Here is an 18699-nt window from a genome sequence, read left to right on the forward strand (position 1 = left end):
TGTGAAAAATTCAAAAGAGAAGCAATGATGAAAAAACAAGACATTCGGGTGGAAAAAACGCTGCACAAAATCCGAACGGCATTCTTAGATTTGCTGGATGAAAAGGAATTCGAACAGATCACGGTGCAGGATATTCTGAACAAAGCGAAAATCAATCGTTCCACATTTTACAAATATTACATGAACAAAAATGAAGTGGCGTTAGCCTTAGTGAGCGAATTGAAGCTGATTTTCGGTTCCGACTTGGAGCAGCGTTTCACCATTTCGACCCTGGAATTTGCCAAACTGATGCGACCGGTGTTTTTGGCGAATCAGGATTTGGTGCGTAAAATCAGCAAAATCCGCACACCCAAAATTCATTTTCTGGAAGATTTGCGGGAAATGGTGAAAATGGCGTATGTGAAACATCAACGTCATTGTTCCGATTTTTCGCTGGAAGAGCTTAATTTTCAAGGACATTTGTTCGGCACCATATCCTTAACCGTGTTGCAGTATTTTATCGAACACGACATTGAACTGTTTGAAACCCGAGCCGTAATAGAAAATATTACGGAAGTATTTAATTTATTGATTATTAAGGATAAAGACGAGTAAAATCTGCCTTTTTCGTCCATAACGATTTTCTCATAAACCAATGAAACGATTATTTTTATTTTTAACCTTAATTTTGACCGCACTTTCGGCGCAGGCGGGATTGTTCGGCGCCGCCGAATCGCGTTTTTTGCCGGCCGACGACGCTTTTCAATTTTCATCGGAACAGCGGGATAATCGGCTTACGCTAAACTGGCAAATCGCCGAGGATTATTATTTATACCGCAAAGAAATTCGGCTGCGCGGGAAAAACGTCACATTGGGCGAAACGGATTTTCCGCAGGGTAAAGTTCATCAGGACGAATTTTTCGGCGAAACGGAAATTTATATGAATCAACTGGCGCTAACCGTGCCGTTGCAGGATGCGACGGACAATGCCGAAGTTGAAGTGACCTATCAGGGCTGCACCAAAGGATTTTGTTATCCGCCGGAAACTCAAACCGTGGCGTTGACGAAGCCGGCGGACGGAAAAAGTGCGGTCAAAAAAACAGATGAAAATTTGACCGCACTTTTAAACGGCGCGAGCGAGCAGGATCAATTGGCGGCGCGTCTGTTTCGGTCGAAATATGCGGTGTTCTGGTTTTTTCTGTTGGGATTGGGCCTGGCGTTTACTCCTTGCGTGTTGCCGATGTTGCCGTTACTGTCCGCTGCGGTCGTCGGACGAGGACAGCGTCCGAACGGCCGGCGCGCTTTTGCGCTGAGTTTCGTTTATGTGCAGGGAATGGCGCTGACTTACACCTTGCTCGGATTGATTGTCGCGGCAATCGGGCTGTCGTTTCAGGTGGCGTTGCAAAGCCCGGCGGTATTGATTACTTTGTCCGCGCTGTTTGCGCTGCTGGCGGCGTCTATGTTCGGCGCGTTCAATTTGCAACTGCCGGCAAGCTGGCAGACGAAGCTTACTCAAATCAGCCAAAACCGGCAATCCGGCGCCTTCGGCAGCGTATTTGTGATGGGCATGCTGGCGGGATTGGTGGCGTCGCCTTGCACTTCCGCGCCGCTTTCCGGCGCGTTGCTGTATGTGGCGCAGTCGGGAGATTTGGTCACCGGCGCCGTTACGCTTTATTTATTGGCGCTGGGCATGGGCGTGCCGCTAATTCTGATTACTCTGTTCGGCAATCAAATTCTGCCGAAATCCGGCGCCTGGACGAACCGGGTGAAAGAGCTGTTCGGCTTTATTTTATTGCTGCTGCCGGTGATTCTGCTTGAACGCGTATTTCCCGATTGGTCTGTGCCGCTATGGGCGGTGTGGACGATTGCTTTCTGCTGCTGGCTGGCGTCCGAATATTATTGGCTCGGATTGCTGGTTTCGCTGGCGGCGTTTTTTGCCGTATATGCGTTTCATCATGACGAATCGACGGAAAGTGCGGTCAAAAAATCCGCTGTTTTTCGCCCGCACTTTACCCGAATCGACAGTTATAACGAGTTGCAACAAGCCTTGGCGGCAAATCCGAAAGCGATAGCCATGCTGGATTTATATGCGGATTGGTGCGTCGCCTGCAAAGAATTTGAAAAATATACGTTTCCCGCTTCTGAGGTGCAAAAAGCGTTTGAAAACGTTCTGCTGTTACAAGCGGATATGACCAAAAACAGCGCGGAAAACACGGAATTAATGAAACGGTTGAATGTGATGGGACTGCCGACCATTATTTTCTTCGAGCAATCGGGCAGGGAAATTCAGGGCGCGCGCGTCACCGGTTTTATGGAAGCTCAACCTTTTGCGGATTGGGTTAACGGATTAACAAAATAGAAGAGGACAAAATATGACAGCACAAAGCGGTATTTTATTGGAACATTGCAAAGCGGGCATTTATTTGGAAGCGGATATTACGGATTTCGCGGCAATTCCGCAGGCGTGCCGCGATTTTTGCGCGCGTTTGGACGGTTTTCTGGCGCAGTATCCCGACGCCAATTTAGGCGCCGTGCTGGCGTTCGGTCACCAAGCCTGGCGCCGGCTTGCCGGGGCGGATTCGGCGCCGCAACTGAAATCTTTCACCGCTTTAGGCAAAGGCGGTTTAAGTGCGCCGGCAACCCAAAACGATTTGCTGGTGCATATTCAGTCGGATCGTCCCGATGTGAATTTCAGCGTGGCGCAGGCGGCGGTGGCGGCGTTCGTAAGTGCGGTCGAAATTCGCCAGGAAATTCACGGTTTCCGTTGGGTGGAAGAACGGGATTTAACCGGTTTTATCGACGGCACGGAAAATCCGAAGGACGAACAGCGCGCGGCGGTGGCGTTAATTGCGGACGGTGCGGACGCCGGCGGCAGTTACGTATTTACTCAGCGCTGGGAACATGATTTGGATAAATGGGCGAAATTATCCGACGAGAAACAGGAAAGCGTTATCGGGCGCACCAAACCGGACAGCGTGGAACTGGACGATGTGCCGCCGACATCTCACGTCGGACGGGTGGATTTAAAAGAAAACGGCGAAGGCTTGAAAATTCTGCGTCAGAGCCTGCCGTACGGAACGGCGAGCGGCACCAACGGCCTGTTCTTTATTTCCTATTGCGCCCGTCTGCACAATATCGAACAGCAATTATTGAGCATGTTCGGCGAACTCGACGGCAAAACCGACCGATTGTTGGGATTCACCAAACCGGTCACGGGCAGCTATTATTTTGCGCCGTCTCTGGACGCGCTGAAAGCGCTTTAATTCTGCAAAAAACAATGAAAAAATCGCCCGCACTTTGCGGGCTTTTTTGATCGGATCCGTAGCATTGCGCAATCGTTTGCGATATAATGCCGCGGATTTTTTATGAAAGCTAACCGTTCTAATCAAAAAGGAAATAACCATGCAAACTCGTCCTATTCGTCAAGCGTTATTAAGCGTGTCTGACAAAACCGGCATTGTGGAATTCGCACAAGGCTTGGTGCAACGCGGCGTTAAATTATTATCAACCGGCGGAACCGCTAAATTACTGGCAGACAGCGGTTTGCCGGTGACCGAAGTGTCCGATTACACCGGTTTCCCGGAAATGATGGACGGTCGGGTGAAAACGCTTCATCCGAAAGTGCACGGCGGAATTTTAGGTCGTCGCGGTACGGACGATGAAGTGATGCAAAAACACGGTATCGAAGCCATCGATATGGTAGTGGTGAATCTTTATCCTTTTGCCCAAACGGTGGCGAAACCGAATTGCACATTGGAAGATGCGGTGGAAAATATCGACATCGGCGGGCCGACTATGGTGCGTTCTGCGGCGAAAAATCACAAAGATGTGGCGATCGTGGTGAATAATTCGGATTTTGATATGGTTTTAGCGGAAATGGATCAGAATCAAAACGGTTTAACTTTGGAAACCCGTTTCGATTTGGCTATTCGTGCGTTTGAACATACCGCGCAATACGATTCCATGATCGCTAATTATTTCGGTCAAATGGTGAAACCTTATTTTGCTGCGGCGGAAGAAGACAAAGAGGCGAAGTGCGGTCAATTTCCGCGGACTTTAAATTTGAACTTCATTCGCAAACAAACCATGCGTTACGGTGAAAACAGCCATCAAAACGCGGCGTTTTACGTAGAGAAAGAAGTGAAGGAAGCCTGCGTTTCCACCGCCAGACAATTACAGGGCAAAGCGCTTTCTTACAATAATATTGCAGATACCGACGCCGCATTGGAATGTGTCAAATCTTTCGATGAGCCGGCTTGTGTGATCGTGAAACACGCGAATCCTTGCGGTGTGGCGTTGGGCAAAGATGCGTTGGAAGCTTATAACCGCGCTTATCAAACCGATCCGACCTCCGCATTCGGCGGCATTATTGCGTTCAACTGCGAATTGGATGAAGCGACCGCGAAGGCTATCGTCGAACGTCAATTCGTGGAAGTGATTATCGCACCGACGGTTTCAGCGGCGGCAGTTGAGGTGGTGAAAGCGAAGAAAAACGTGCGTTTGTTGGAATGCGGCGCATTAAGCAAACCGCAACCTCGCCTGGATATGAAACGCGTGAACGGCGGTTTATTGGTTCAGGACGCCGATTTAGGCGAAGTCACCGTTGACGATTTGGAAGTGGTGAGCAAACGTAAACCGACCCGACAGGAATTAGAAGACATGCTATTTTGCTGGAAAGTGGCGAAATTCGTGAAATCCAATGCGATTGTTTATGCGAAAAACAACCAAACCATCGGTATCGGCGCCGGTCAAATGAGCCGCGTGTATTCGGCGAAAATCGCGGGCATCAAAGCGCAAGACGAAGGGTTGGAAGTGAAAGGCTGCGTGATGGCGTCGGACGCTTTCTTCCCGTTCCGCGACGGCATTGACGCCGCCGCCGAAGTGGGGATTGAATGTGTCATCCATCCGGGCGGTTCGATGCGCGATCAGGAAGTTATCGATGCGGCGGACGAACACAACATGGTGATGGTATTGACTAAAATGCGTCATTTCCGTCACTAAGAATTGTTACTTTTCTTTGCGTTGCCAAAGAAAAGTAACCAAAAGAAAGGCAACCCTGCTTTGCCTTTTTTCCTAAAAATAGTTTAATTTACTTAACGGAAAATTTGTAAACTCGCTACGCTCACACAGTACAAATTTTCCTATAAATTAAACCATTTTTAGGCGGCAAAGAAGGGAACCCATTTAGGAAATATCAAAATTTGTTAAAAATTAACCGCACTTTATGTTCGGTTCAGTCCCCGCCTGAAATGCCTGAGTGACTTGAATTTTCGTTAAAAAATTTCAATAAAGCGAAGGACGGTATTGAAGTCGGGCGTGTTTCTTTGGGTTCGTTTTTCTTTGTATAAGCGAAGAAAACGGACAGAAAAATAAGCATTGGATTAAGAAAAAATAAATTAAAGGATACCCAAATATGAACATCCTCATCATCGGTAACGGCGGTCGCGAACATGCACTTGCTTGGAAAGCGGCGCAGTCACCATTAGCGACGAAAGTTTTTGTTGCGCCTGGAAATGCAGGTACGGCATTGGAAAGTGCGGTGGAAAATGTGAACATTTCCGCAACGGATGTGCCCGCCTTAGTAAAATTCGCGCAGGACAATAATATCGGTTTAACCATCGTAGGACCCGAAGCTCCGTTGGTTGTAGGCGTGGTGGATGCTTTTGAGAAAGCGGGTTTAACCATTTTCGGGCCGCGTCAATCCGCCGCGCAGTTGGAAGGTTCCAAAGCCTTTACCAAAGATTTTCTGGCTCGTCATCATATTCCGACGGCGGAATATCAAAATTTCACCGATGTGGAGCAGGCGCTGGCTTATGTGCGTGAAAAAGGTGCACCGATTGTCATTAAAGCGGACGGTTTAGCCGCGGGCAAAGGCGTAATTGTTGCGATGACCTTGAGCGAAGCGGAAGCCGCCGTTAAAGACATGCTTTCCGGCAATGCGTTTGGTGATGCGGGTAGTCGCGTGGTTATCGAAGAATTTTTAGACGGCGAAGAAGCCAGTTTCATCGTGATGGTGGACGGCGAACATGTCGAACCGATGGCAACCTCGCAAGATCACAAACGCGTAGGCGAAGGCGATAAAGGTTTAAACACGGGCGGCATGGGCGCTTATTCGCCGGCGCCGGTAGTCACTCAGGAAATCCACAATCGCGTAATGGAACAGATTATTTACCCGACCGTGCGCGGCATGGCGGCGGAAAATAATGTGTACAAAGGTTTCTTATACGCCGGCTTGATGATCGATAAAAACGGCCAACCGAAAGTGATTGAATTCAACTGCCGTTTCGGCGATCCCGAAACCCAACCGATTATGATGCGAATGAAATCGGATTTGGTGGAGCTTTGCTTAAAAGCCTGCAAAGGCGAATTGGATCAAATGAAATCGGAATGGGCAACGCAAGCGGCGTTAGGCATTGTGCTGGCCGCCGAAGGTTATCCGGGCGATTATCGCAAAGGCGATGAAATCACCGGCATTCCGGCTCAGGCGACGCCGGGGGAAAAAGTTTTCCTGGCGGGCGTTGCGGAAAAAGACGGCAAGTTCGTCACCAACGGCGGTCGCGTACTTTGTGTGACGGCGCTTGGCGACAGCGTTTTCGAAGCGCAGCAAAAAGCCTTGAAACTTGCCGAACAAGTAAACTGGACGGGGCGTTTCTATCGCCGTGACATCGGTTATCGCGCGGTGGCGAGAGAAAAAAACGTTTAATTTTTTGCCCGCACTTTGAGAAAAAGTGCGGGCAATTTTTTCATTGTTTTTTACGCCGGATTTAACTCCAGCAAATACTGAGTGAAACTGCGGATAGTCGGCACCGTGCCGCGGTTTTTGTAGTAGATGACGGAAAGCGGAACGCTCGGCATTTCCCAGTCCGGCAGCACGTTTACCAATTCCGGCATTTGCTCGCCTACAAAAGTCGGCAGCATCCCGATGCCCGTTCCCTGCTGAATAAAATGCGCCGCCAGCAAGTAATCGTTAACCGTTAATTTTCCCGTCGGAATAATCTCGATCCGTTGATTTCCCTGTGTAAGCCGCCACGGCAGCGAAAGCGCGTGCACGACGATTGAGTGGCGGTAAATATCTTGCGGGTTGTGAATCGGCTCGTGTTGTTTGAGATATTCGGGGGCGGCGTAGATGCCGAATCGAATATCCAGAAATTTTCGCACTACGACATTTTCGTTTTCAATGGAACCCACCCGAATGGCGATGTCAATGCCGTCCTGAATCATATTGATTTTTTGCGGACTTTGATGAATGTCGAGGCTGACATTCGGATTTTCCGCTAAATAAGCGGGCAAATACGGCGCAATCAGCATGCGCATAATATCGCCGGCAACGGAAATCCGCAGCAGGCCGTTGGGTTTGGTTAAGCTGTCCTGCACGCCGGAAACCGCCTGTTCGGCAAGTTGCAGCATTTGCTGCGCTCGTTGGAAAAAAGGCTGGCCTAAATCGTTTAGCGTCACGCCTTTTTTACCGCGATCCATCAATTTTGAACCTAACGCTTGTTCCAGTTGTGTCATGCGACGACTTAAACGGGAAATGGGAACGCCTGTTAGTTCCGAAGCAAGGTGCAGACTACCCGCCTGCACCACGGAAACAAACAAGCGCATATCATCCAGACTAACTTTTTCCATGTGCGGTTCCTTTAGATTGATGAATATTAACGTGTTTTGATGAATGATAGGTCATCTTTCCGTTTTTGCAATAAAAATCGGCGGAAAAAGCAGGATTGTTCAATAAATAGAACGTATCGTTGCGTAGCATAATCAATCGAACAGCTGGTACAAAGCAATAATCAGCGGCATGGTGAAGACGCATAACATCGTCGTGACGCCGTAAATCATACTGGCTTTCTGCGCATTTTTTCCGTACACCAATGCCATTTGCGTCACGGTTGCGGCGGCCGGACTGATGGTGGCGAGGAAGCTAATCATGGCGATGGTTTCACCGTTTTCCACCCAATGAGCGAATCCGCCGATTTTCACCACGAACAGCAAACAAACCGGCACAAAAATCAGACGTAAAAAGGTGACCAGATAAACCCGTTTGGACGACAGAATGGATTTTACCGGAATCGAGGCAATCAGCATGCCGGCGACCAGCATGGCATTCGGACCGATAAAGGAGCCTACGGCGCCAAGCATGCCCGTAATAATCGGCGGCAATTTGATTTGCAGGGCAAACAGCACGGCGCCCACAATAATCGACCAAATATTGATATTTTTTACGATGTTTTTAAGCGGCACGGCACCTTTGCCGCAAATAATCGAACGGCAGTGCGTCCAGAACAGAAAGGTTTGCACCACGATAAAACAGGTGGCATAAATCACCCATTGCCCGCCGAACATGGACATCACCAAAGGAATGATCAAATTGCCCGAATTGGAATAAATAGACGCCGCATGTTCGATGGGATCCAGCTTCAGCGTTTTTTTCATCACTACGCCTAAAGTGATTAAAATGACGTGCAGAAACACCGCCATGCCCAGGGAAAGCAGTAAGCCTTTCAGTAATTCGGGCGTGTAATCGATTTGGAACGCTTTTATCATCACCGCCGGGCTAATCACGTATAATCCGATGACGGAAAGCGGGTAACTGTCTTTCGATTGCAGCAGCTTACTTTTCACCAACGCATAGCCGATGAGTACGATAAGCGTCAGCTCGATAATTTTACCGGCAAGAATAAAAGCGATTTCCATCTTATCATCCGTGTTTATAAAAAGTGATTCGTGACTTATATTCTAGAGATAAAGTGCAAATAAAAAAACGTCGGATTCACAAAATTTGCTATAATTATGCAAAAACTTTTTAAAATTTGACCGCACTTTGAGGCCGATATGTCACTTCATTTCAATTCCGTTGCATTATTACTGGTTGTTTTAGCCTTGCTGGGCGTGTTGGGAAATAACAGTTCCATCACCATTTCCGCTACGGTGCTGTTACTTATGCAGCAAACTTTTCTGTCGAAATATATTCCGTTCATGGAAAAATACGGCCTGAATATCGGTGTGATAATTTTGACTATTGGCGTGCTCAGTCCCATTGTGGCGGGCAAAGTGAAAATTCCCGCCTTAATGGAATTATTGCACTGGAAAATGTTTCTCGCCTTGGCCGCCGGCATGTTGGTCGCCTGGCTTGCCGGTCGCGGCGTGCCGCTGATGAGCTCGCAACCTATTTTGTTAACCGGTTTGCTTATCGGCACGATTTTGGGCGTCGGTTTCCTCGGCGGTATTCCGGTGGGGCCGTTAATCGCCGCGGGAATTTTATCCTTATTTCTCGGTAAAGTTTAAGTTATTCAGGCAGGCGATTCGCCTGTCTTGTTGTATTGATTGATTACGAAATATGAAAAAACATCACCATTCCGTCAAAATGACGCCAATTCAGACCGCACTTTTCAGCAAATTGAGCGATATGATGCTTGTGGACAGCCATCGTCTTGCCGCTCGAATCAAGGGGCTGAGCCGAATTAAAACCGAACGGCAGCAACAAACGGTTGCCGCGGAAATCGACGCACAAATTCAGCAAGCGCAATTTCGTCTTGCGCAGCGCAAAAGTGCGGTTAAAAATCCGATAGTTTTTCCGGAAAATCTGCCGGTCAGTCAGCGCAAAGCGGAAATTCAAAAGCTGATTGCGGAAAATCAGGTTGTGGTGATTGCGGGCGAAACGGGTTCGGGCAAAACTACCCAGTTGCCGAAAATGTGTTTGGAGCTCGGGCTTGGTCAGAAAGGCCTTATCGGTCACACTCAGCCGCGTCGTATTGCCGCCCGTTCGGTGGCGGCGCGCATCGCCGAAGAAATGCAAACGGAATTGGGCGGTCTTGTCGGTTATAAAGTTCGGTTTAACGATCAAATCGGCGAGCAGACTCAAATCAAGTTGATGACCGACGGGATTTTACTGGCGGAAATTCAAACCGATCGTTTTCTTAATCAATATGATTGCTTGATTATCGACGAAGCTCACGAACGCAGCCTGAATAATGATTTTATTCTCGGTTATTTGAAACAATTATTGCCGCGCCGCCCGGATTTAAAAGTCGTTATCACTTCCGCAACCATTGATGTGGAGCGATTTTCCAGACATTTCAACAATGCGCCGATTATCGAGGTTTCGGGCAGAACCTATCCGGTGGAAGTGCGTTATCGTCCCGTTGCGGAAGCGGAAGAACAGGATCAGCTGCAAGGTATTTTGAATGCGGTGGATGAATTGCAGGCGGAAGGTCGCGGCGATATTCTGATTTTTCTAAGCGGTGAGCGGGAAATTCGCGACACGGCCGACGCTTTGGAAAAGCAAAATTTGCGCCATACGGAAATTTTGCCGCTGTACGCCCGCTTGTCGGCGCAGGAACAAAATAAAATTTTTCATCCGAGCGGACTGAATCGGATTGTGCTGGCGACTAACGTGGCGGAAACCTCGCTTACGGTGCCGGGCATTAAATATGTGATCGATCCGGGCACCGCGCGGATTTCCCGTTACAGCTATCGCACCAAAGTTCAGCGTTTGCCGATTGAACCGATTTCCCAGGCTTCCGCCAATCAGCGCAAAGGGCGTTGCGGACGCGTGAGCGAAGGGATTTGTATCCGGCTTTATTCGGAAGAGGATTTTAATAACCGTCCGGAATTTACCGATCCGGAAATTCTGCGCACCAATTTGGCTTCCGTTATTTTGCAGATGACTTCGCTCGGTTTGGATGACATTGAATCTTTTCCTTTTGTGGATGCGCCGGATAAACGGCATATTCAGGACGGCATTAAATTGTTGGAAGAATTGGGAGCGATTCGTCGGGAAGAATTACATTCGCCGTTACAAAAGAATCGTTTAACCCAAACAGGTCGTCAATTGGCTCAATTGCCGGTGGATCCTCGCTTGGCCAAAATGCTGATAAGTGCGGTCAATTTAGGCTGTGTTTTGGAGGTGATGATTATTGTCGCCGCGCTTTCCATTCAGGATCCCCGCGAACGTCCGCAGGAAAAACAACAGGCGGCGGACGAAAAACATCGTCGGTTTGCGGACAAAAAATCCGATTTTCTGGCTTTTCTGAATTTGTGGAATTACATTCAAGAACAGCAAAAAGCGCTCGGTAAAAATCAATTTCGCCGATTGTGCCAAAAGGATTTCCTGAATTATTTGCGCATTCGCGAATGGCAGGATATTTATCATCAGATCCGATTAACCGTGCGCGAAATGGGATTGCCGATTAACGCCGAACCCGCAGAATATCCGCAAATTCATACCGCACTTTTAAGCGGATTGCTTTCTCATATCGGCATGAAAGAGGCGGAAAAACAGCAATATCTTGGTGCCCGTAACGCTCATTTTGCCATTTTTCCTAACTCCGTGTTGTTCAAAAAACAGCCGAAATGGGTGATGGCGGCGGAATTGGTGGAAACTTCCAGACTTTGGGGGCGCATGGCGGCGGAAATTGATCCGGAATGGATTGAACCTCTTGCCGCGCATTTGGTGAAAAAATCCTATTCGGAACCTCGTTGGTCAAAATCCCGTGGGCAGGTGATCGCCGATGAAAAGGTCAGTCTGTACGGCGTGCCGATTGTGGCGAATCGTCCGGTCAATTACGGCGCCATTGATCCGCAAACCAGCCGCGAAATTTTTATTCAATCGGCATTGGTGGAAGGGGATTGGCATACCCGCCATCCGTTCTTTTTTGAAAATCAAAAATTGATTCGCGAAGTGGAAGAATTGGAACACAAATCCCGCCGTCGCGATATTTTGGTGGACGATCGCACTTTATTCGAATTTTATGATTCCCGTATCGGCGCGGACGTGGTATCGCAAAAGCATTTCGACAGCTGGTGGAAAAAGGCCAGTCAGAAAGATCCGGAATTGCTCAATTTTGAAAAATCTTTCCTGATGAAAGAGGATGCGCAAAAAGTCAGTCAGTTGGATTTCCCGAATTTCTGGCATCAAGGCAATCTGAAACTAAAACTCTCTTACCAGTTCGAGCCGGGCACCGACGCGGACGGCGTGACCGTGCATATTCCGTTGCCGTTACTGAATCAGATTGAAATGCAGGGATTTGACTGGCAGATTCCGGGTTTGCGCCATGAATTGATCGTGGCATTGATTAAAGCGTTGCCGAAATCTCTGCGTCGCAATTTCGTGCCGGCACCCAATTATGCCGACGCTTTTTTAGCCCGTGTCACCAACTTCGACAAACCGTTAACGGAAACGCTGAGCAACGAATTGCGCCGTATGACGGGCGTAAATGTGGACGCGGACGAATGGAAACTCGACCAAATTCCACCGCACTTACGCATCACATTCCGCGTGATTGATGAAAAAGGCAAAAAAATTGCGGAAAGTATGAATTTGGACGAACTGAAATTCAGCTTAAAAGACCGGGTGCAGCAAAGTATTTCCGCAGTGGCGGACGACGGCATTGAGCAATCCGGCATCCATATTTGGAATTTTGACAGCCTGCCGCAATGTTACGAACAGAAAAAACAAGGCTTCACCGTGAAAGCTTTTCCGGCGATTACAGACGAAAAAGAAGCGGTGGGCATTAAATTATTTGAAACGGAATACGAGCAGTCCGTGGCCATGCGGCAAGGCTTGCGCCGCCTGATTTTGCTTAATGTGCCGTCGCCGATTAAATATTTGCACGAAAAACTGCCGAACAAATCCAAACTCGGCCTGTATTTCACGCCGTTCGGCAAAGTACTGGATTTAATCGACGATTGTATCGCCTGCGGCGTGGATAAACTGATTGCGGATTTCGGCGGTTTTGTCTGGAATGAAACGGATTTTGATAAATTACGAGACTTCGTGCGCGAAAATCTCAATGAAATCACCGTGGACATCGCCCAACAAGTAGAACGATTGCTCACGCTCACTTTTGAAATTAACAAACGCCTGAAAGGCAAAATGGATTTCACCATGGCGTTTGCGCTGTCGGATATTAAATCCCAACTGGCGGGCTTAATTTATCCCGGTTTCGTGGAAAAAACCGGCTACGCCCGCCTGCCGGATATTCACCGCTATCTGCAAGCTATCGACAAACGCATGGACAAACTCGCCCAAGACATCAACCGCGACCGCGCCGCCATGCTCCGCGTCGAACAATGCCAACAAGCCTACCAACAACTTTTGGCAAAACTCCCCAAATCCAAACCGCTCAGCGCCGAAGTGCTGGAAATTCGTTATATGATTGAAGAATTACGAGTGAGTTTGTTTGCCCAGCAGTTAGGAACGAAATATCCGGTTTCGGAGAAGAGGGTGTTGAATAGTATAATGGAACAATAGGAAATATATTATGAGTAGATATACTCAAGTTGATTTAGCTTATGATTTTTTAGTAAATAAAGAAAAATCAGGTGATGTCTTTACTATTCAGGAGTTATCGAATTTTACTGGATGGGCTCTTCAAACATGTAAAACATACCCTAGTAAACGATGGCATCAATTTATTGAACGGAATAATGATGAATATTTAGTTTCAGGTGTTTCATATTTAAGTAAAGCTGAATTTCGAGATATTCATAGTCAGAAATTTAATTCTAATTTAGTTACATCAAATAAATCCATTCTAGTAAAAAAAGCTAGAGAGTTTGCTTTATTAGCAGTATCTGTTTATAACAATCCATATTCGGAATTTAAAACTTATGGATTTATTGTTAATATAATAATTGCATACACTGCATTATTTCATGCTATTTTTGAAAAGAGAGGGATGGAATATATTCACAAAGATTCTGATGGGTTTCCAATCATAATTGATGGTGAAGAAAAATCGTGGGAATTACTCGAGTGCATAGAACGCTATTGGAATGGTAATAATTCACCTGAAAAAGCTAACATTAAATTTTTAGTCGGTTTAAGAAATAAAATAGAGCATAGGTACCTACCTGCACTTGATTTATCTCTTTGTGGAGAATGCCAATCTGCGTTAAACAACTTTGAAACTATCTTAGTTGATGAGTTTGGAGATAATTATGCTTTAATGACAAATTTAGCTACTTCATTACAGTTAACGAGAATTTCTGAACAAGCACAAATTGATGCAATGAAAGAGTTGCAATCGGAAAATTATAATGTAGTTAGAAATTATATGGAGACATATAATAAAGATTTGTCGGAAGATATTTTAGATAGTGCGAAGTATAGATTGAGAGCATTTCTGATTCCTAAAATTGGAAATAGGAAAAGCTCGTGTGATTTATCTATTGAATTTATAAAAACAGATAATTTAACTGAAGACCAGTTAGAAAATTATAAAAATGTAGTTGCCTTTATAAAAGGAATTGAACATCCATATAAATTTAAACCCGGTAAAGTTGTTGAACTAGTGAGTAAAAAAATATCTGGTTTTAATATGCATTTACATACAAAATCTTGGAAATATTATCAAGCAAGACCTAATGTATTAGATTCTAAATTTAAAGGTGAGTATGCTGGATTTATTGAAGGTTATGATAGTTATCTATATAGTTCAAAATGGGTTGATTTTTTGGTATCTGAATTTAGTGATAAAAGTAAATTAAATATTGTAAAAAAAGTTAGATGAGTATGAGTCCTGAATTAAGTAGCGTTTCTGAAAGAATGCTGCGCCTTGGTTTAGCTGCTTTAAGCCACGCTAATTCGCATGCAAATTATTTTTCTTTTGAAAATAATATGTGGGCGGAATTATCTGTTTTACAAGTGGCTCACGCGATGGAAATTCTTATTAAAGCCAAGATCGCAGAAGAACATCCATTATTAATTTTTGAATCTTTACCTAAATCTTCTCAAGTAGATAATTTAAATTATCAATCATTGTGTAGTAAAGCTAAAACATTACAATACTCTGATTTGCCTGAACGTTTATGGGCTACAACAGGAATTACTATTGAAAAGATAGATTTGTATAAAGAATTTGGTGTTCTTAGAAACTCGATACAGCATTTTGCTGATCCTAATAATATAAACTGTGGCGATATGTCTAGAAGGTATATTTATGAGATTATTGATCCATTTATTAATTCTTGTTGGAATTTGTATGCAGTTGATTATAACGAAGATACAGAGCCTTATACTTATCTTTTAGAAATATTGATAGAAAATGAGATTGAGTTTTTAATTCCGCCTAAAATTGTTGGAATTTATATAGATGAGGTTAGCTTTTCTAATTCATCAATTGCATATAAAAAAGAAATGATAAGAAGATTAAATATTTCTAAATTAGTACAATAATCTCTCTCGATGGTATGCATCCCTGATGCGTGCCTTTTAATAGACTTTTATAGAATCAGGAACACGTTGAGCAAACGCAGCCAAAAGGTTGGTTGAGAAATAATGAGTTTCCCACCGCACTTTAAGAGGAAATTTACCATAAACCCCCGATGGTGCGCGTCTCCCGACGCGTACCTTTTCAACTCAAGCACGCGTCGGGAGACGCGCGCTAGCAATCGTGATACCAGCTTCAACCAAAGTGCGGTCGAAAAATAATGAGTTTTTTAACCATACTTTTTTATCTTAATTCCACATGAATTGATTTGCTAACCCCCCACGCCAAGCCCCCGATGGTACGCGTCTCCCGACGCGTACCTTTTCAACTCAAGCACGCGTCGGGAGACGCGCGCTATCAATCGTGATGCCAGCTTCAACCAAAGTGCGGTCGAAAAATAATGAGTTTTTTAACCATACTTTTTTATCTTAATTCCACATGAATTGATTTGCTAACCCCCCACGCCAAGCCCCCGATGGTACGCGTCTCCCGACGCGTATCTTTTCAACTCAAGCACGCGTCGGGAGACGCGCGCTATCAATCGTGATGCCAGCTTCAACCAAAGTGCGGTCGAAAAATGATGAGTTTTTTAACCGCACTTTCTCTATCTTAACTCCACATAAACCGACTTTCCCAACCCCAACGCCAATCGCTGTAAAAATTCTAAAGACGGATTGTGATTGCCAGATTCAAAACGGCTGATGGCACTTTGTGCGATGCCTGTTTTTTCTGCTAAAGCTTTTTGGGTTAAATGCTGTTCTTGGCGTAATTTGATGATTTGGCGGATTAATTCATATTGCGGAGTAAGTAAATCATATTCCGCTTTGACCGCCGGATCTTGAAGTTGTTGCCGTTTAAATGTTTCAAATTTCATGGCATATTTCTCGCTTGATAATCTTGCTTGTATTCGAGGGCTTTAGCTAATTCCGACGCAGATGTTTTTTGCATTTTTTTGATGAAACCGTTAGTAATAACGATGTTTTTTCCTTGCATAAAGAAATAAAATATTCTTGCTGCGTTATTTGATTGTGTTACGCGTAGTTCAAATAATCCGTTTCCCATTGATTTGGAATAGGGCATTGATAACCTGTTACCAAATTCTGCTAATAAATCCAGATCATGCAAGGCTTTTGCTTTAAGTTTAGGTTGTAATTCATCAATAAAATCCGCTATAGGACAGTTTCCCGTTCTTGTTTTATAGAATAGCAAATTCCACATAATCCTTCCTTAATATAACATATATGTAATATTTTGTAAGATTTATTGTATGGAAATAAGAAAAATATTTATTTATAAATTTAGGATTTGGAATCGATAGCATAAAAAAATCAAAAGTGCGGGCAAAAAACATCACGATTTTTGCCCGCACTTTTGTTGTTAGAGGACAATTGAACCGACGACGGAGATACCGAAACCGACCAACCCGATTAAGGTTTCCTGAACCGTCCAGGTTTTGAACATGGTTTTGGTGTCAATTTCCAGGAAACGGCTGACCAGCCAGAAACCGCTGTCGTTGACGTGGGCCAGTACGGTGGCGCCAGATGCGATGGAAATCACGATAAAGCATAAATCGAATTCGCTTAATCCCGTTGAGGCGGCAACCATCGGCGCCACTAAAGCGGAGGTGGTGGTAATTGCCACGGTGGCCGAACCTTGCGCCACGCGTAATGCGGTGGAAATCAGGAATGCGGCGACGATAATCGGCATGCCGGTGTCGGCCAGCATGGCGGCTAGCACGTCACCGATGCCGCTGGCGCGCAATACGCCGCCGAACATGCCGCCGGCGCCGGTTACTAACACGATGGCGCAAATCGGACCTAATGCGTTATCGCAGATTCTTTCGATTTGTTCCACGCTGCGTTGTTCTTTCAATAACAGAATGGTCACTAATAATGTGATAAGTAAGGCGACCGGAGTCTTACCCAGTAAACGCAAGGTTTCCACCCATAATGCGGAACCGTCGACAATTTTCATCACGGACAGCGTATTCAATACGGTGTCGAACATGATCAGGCAGAGCGGCAGCAGCAAAATGAACAGCACTTTTCTGAAACTCGGCGGATTGAGAACGGCAGTTTCGTTAATCGGTGCGTTGTTTAGAAAGGCTTTCGGCAAATCCAAATGGAATTTTCGGCCCAGGAAAGTCCCGTATAAATAAGCCGCGAAATACCAGGTCGGAATCGCAACAATTAAGGCGACAATCAACAATAACCCGATGTTTGCGCCTAAAATATCACCGGCGGCAACCGGACCGGGATGCGGCGGCAGGAAGGCGTGGGTGACGGCAAATGCACCGGCGGCCGGGAAGGCGTAACGAAACAGGGAGCCGCCAAACTGTTTTGCCACACTCAAAATAATTGGCAACATAACGACTAGGCCCGCATCAAAGAAAATCGGGAAGCCGAACAGGAATGAGGCGACACCCAAGGCGAACGGCGCTCTTTGTTCACCGAATTTATTAATTAAGGAATCCGCTAGCACTTTTGCGCCGCCGGTAATTTCAAGCAAACGACCGATCATGGCGCCTAAACCTACCAATAAGGCGACCGAGGCCAGGGTGTTTCCGAATCCACTGAGTAATGTCGGCAAAATTTTGTTAATCGGCATTCCGGTGGCAAGTGCGGTCAATAAACTTACTAAAACCAGGGCGACAAATGCATGCACTCTGAATTTCATAATGAGAATCAGCAGAAGTGCGATAGAGGCAACTAAAATAAAAATCAACATGATGATGCTCCTTATACCGCCGCTAACATACCGCCGTCCACGAACAATAGATGTCCGTTAACGAAGTCGGAAGCTTTGGCGGATAAAAATACGGCGGCACCGATGAGTTCTTTCGGATCGCCCCAGCGCGCGGCGGGCGTACGTTTACACAACCATTCGCTGAATTCTTTATTTTCTACCAGGGGTTTGGTGAGTTCGGTGGCGAAATAGCCCGGTGCGATACCGTTCACCTGAATGTTGTAACGGGCGAGTTCCACACACATGCCGCGGGTTAACATTTTCACCGCGCCTTTTGAGGCGGCGTAAGGCGTGATAGTATCGCGCCCCAATTCGCTTTGCATGGAACCGATGTTGATAATTTTGCCCCGATTGCGTTTTACCATATAACGGGCAACCGTCTGTGAAACGATAAACACGGCTTTTTGGTTGACTTTTACGATATCGTCGAAATCCTTTTCCGGAAATTCGCAGAACGGATGGCGACGCTGAATGCCGGCATTATTGATGAGTACGTCAATCGGACCAATGTCTTTTTCAATGTGATCAATGGCTTGTTGCACCGCTTGGGAATCGGTAACGTCAAACGCGACGGCATAAGCCTTGAAGCCTTGTGCGTTTAATTCGTCGGCAACCTGCTGCGCTTTTTCCTGATTGGTACCGTTAATAATGACTTCGGCACCGTGTTCGGCAACGCCTTGCGCAAGCAAACGACCGATACCGCGGGTGGAGCCGGTGATGAGAATATGTTTATTTTTTAATGAAAATAAATCGCTCATATTGCATT

At 46.0% G+C, this 18699-nt stretch carries 15 protein-coding genes; 9 read left to right on the top strand and 6 right to left on the bottom strand.

Annotated features, from left to right (window positions below):
• The first annotated feature begins 24 nt into the window (after nucleotides 1–24).
• The 5 genes from P7M01_RS00195 to purD all read left to right on the top strand — a co-directional run bounded on the left by P7M01_RS00195 (nucleotide 25) and on the right by purD (nucleotide 6682).
• On the top strand, nucleotides 25–594 hold the full coding sequence (locus P7M01_RS00195) for a TetR/AcrR family transcriptional regulator (RefSeq protein ID WP_238398859.1): 570 nt from the start codon (nucleotides 25–27) through the stop codon (nucleotides 592–594).
• 40 nt (nucleotides 595–634) lie between these two features.
• Complete coding sequence (locus P7M01_RS00200; protein WP_317482689.1) at nucleotides 635–2338, top strand: protein-disulfide reductase DsbD; 1704 nt, start codon at nucleotides 635–637, stop codon at nucleotides 2336–2338.
• Nucleotides 2339–2351: 13 nt separating this feature from the next.
• Nucleotides 2352–3242, top strand: coding sequence for a Dyp-type peroxidase (locus P7M01_RS00205; RefSeq protein WP_317482690.1), 891 nt, complete (start codon nucleotides 2352–2354; stop codon nucleotides 3240–3242).
• A gap of 139 nt (nucleotides 3243–3381) precedes the next feature.
• Nucleotides 3382–4980 carry a bifunctional phosphoribosylaminoimidazolecarboxamide formyltransferase/IMP cyclohydrolase gene (gene purH / locus P7M01_RS00210; protein ID WP_317482691.1) on the top strand — a complete coding sequence of 533 codons (1599 nt, stop codon included), beginning with the start codon at nucleotides 3382–3384 and terminating at the stop codon, nucleotides 4978–4980.
• A gap of 412 nt (nucleotides 4981–5392) precedes the next feature.
• A complete protein-coding gene (purD, locus tag P7M01_RS00215) occupies nucleotides 5393–6682 on the top strand; it encodes a phosphoribosylamine--glycine ligase (RefSeq protein ID WP_317482692.1) in 1290 nt (429 codons plus the stop codon).
• A gap of 50 nt (nucleotides 6683–6732) precedes the next feature.
• Here the strand turns inward: purD and P7M01_RS00220 are convergent, their stop codons facing one another.
• Nucleotides 6733–7605 carry a LysR family transcriptional regulator gene (locus P7M01_RS00220; protein WP_317482693.1) on the bottom strand — a complete coding sequence of 291 codons (873 nt, stop codon included), beginning with the start codon at nucleotides 7603–7605 and terminating at the stop codon, nucleotides 6733–6735.
• Nucleotides 7606–7737: 132 nt separating this feature from the next.
• The gene (locus tag P7M01_RS00225) at nucleotides 7738–8670 is read right to left on the bottom strand and encodes an AEC family transporter (protein ID WP_317482694.1); all 933 of its coding nucleotides are present in this window, start codon (nucleotides 8668–8670) and stop codon (nucleotides 7738–7740) included.
• Between the two features lie 138 nt (nucleotides 8671–8808).
• Between P7M01_RS00225 and P7M01_RS00230 the strand changes: the two genes are divergently transcribed.
• The 4 genes from P7M01_RS00230 to P7M01_RS00245 are packed head-to-tail and all read left to right on the top strand — an operon-like array spanning nucleotide 8809 to nucleotide 15154.
• Nucleotides 8809–9261 (top strand): DUF441 domain-containing protein, encoded by a 453-nt coding sequence (locus P7M01_RS00230; protein ID WP_202937252.1) that lies wholly within the window; start codon nucleotides 8809–8811, stop codon nucleotides 9259–9261.
• A 52-nt stretch (nucleotides 9262–9313) separates the two neighbouring features.
• A complete protein-coding gene (hrpA, locus tag P7M01_RS00235) occupies nucleotides 9314–13228 on the top strand; it encodes an ATP-dependent RNA helicase HrpA (RefSeq protein WP_317482695.1) in 3915 nt (1304 codons plus the stop codon).
• Nucleotides 13229–13238: 10 nt separating this feature from the next.
• Nucleotides 13239–14489, top strand: a complete 1251-nt coding sequence (locus tag P7M01_RS00240) for a DUF3644 domain-containing protein (protein ID WP_317482696.1) — start codon at nucleotides 13239–13241, stop codon at nucleotides 14487–14489.
• A 2-nt stretch (nucleotides 14490–14491) separates the two neighbouring features.
• A complete protein-coding gene (locus P7M01_RS00245) occupies nucleotides 14492–15154 on the top strand; it encodes a hypothetical protein (protein WP_317482697.1) in 663 nt (220 codons plus the stop codon).
• Nucleotides 15155–15792: 638 nt separating this feature from the next.
• Here the strand turns inward: P7M01_RS00245 and P7M01_RS00250 are convergent.
• The 4 genes from P7M01_RS00250 to idnO all read right to left on the bottom strand — a co-directional run bounded on the left by P7M01_RS00250 (nucleotide 15793) and on the right by idnO (nucleotide 18691).
• Nucleotides 15793–16062, bottom strand: coding sequence for a helix-turn-helix domain-containing protein (locus tag P7M01_RS00250; RefSeq protein WP_317476804.1), 270 nt, complete (start codon nucleotides 16060–16062; stop codon nucleotides 15793–15795).
• Entirely contained in the window at nucleotides 16059–16406 is a 348-nt protein-coding gene (locus P7M01_RS00255) for a type II toxin-antitoxin system RelE/ParE family toxin (RefSeq protein ID WP_317481150.1), read from the bottom strand. The genes P7M01_RS00250 and P7M01_RS00255 overlap by 4 nt, the downstream gene beginning before the upstream one ends.
• A gap of 159 nt (nucleotides 16407–16565) precedes the next feature.
• Nucleotides 16566–17915 carry a GntP family permease gene (locus P7M01_RS00260; RefSeq protein WP_317479631.1) on the bottom strand — a complete coding sequence of 450 codons (1350 nt, stop codon included), beginning with the start codon at nucleotides 17913–17915 and terminating at the stop codon, nucleotides 16566–16568.
• 11 nt (nucleotides 17916–17926) lie between these two features.
• Complete coding sequence (gene idnO / locus P7M01_RS00265; protein WP_317482698.1) at nucleotides 17927–18691, bottom strand: gluconate 5-dehydrogenase; 765 nt, start codon at nucleotides 18689–18691, stop codon at nucleotides 17927–17929.
• Nucleotides 18692–18699 lie beyond the last annotated feature (8 nt).

The sequence above is a fragment of the Exercitatus varius genome, from assembly GCF_029577735.1.
Taxonomy (GTDB): Bacteria; Pseudomonadota; Gammaproteobacteria; order Enterobacterales; family Pasteurellaceae; genus Exercitatus; species Exercitatus varius.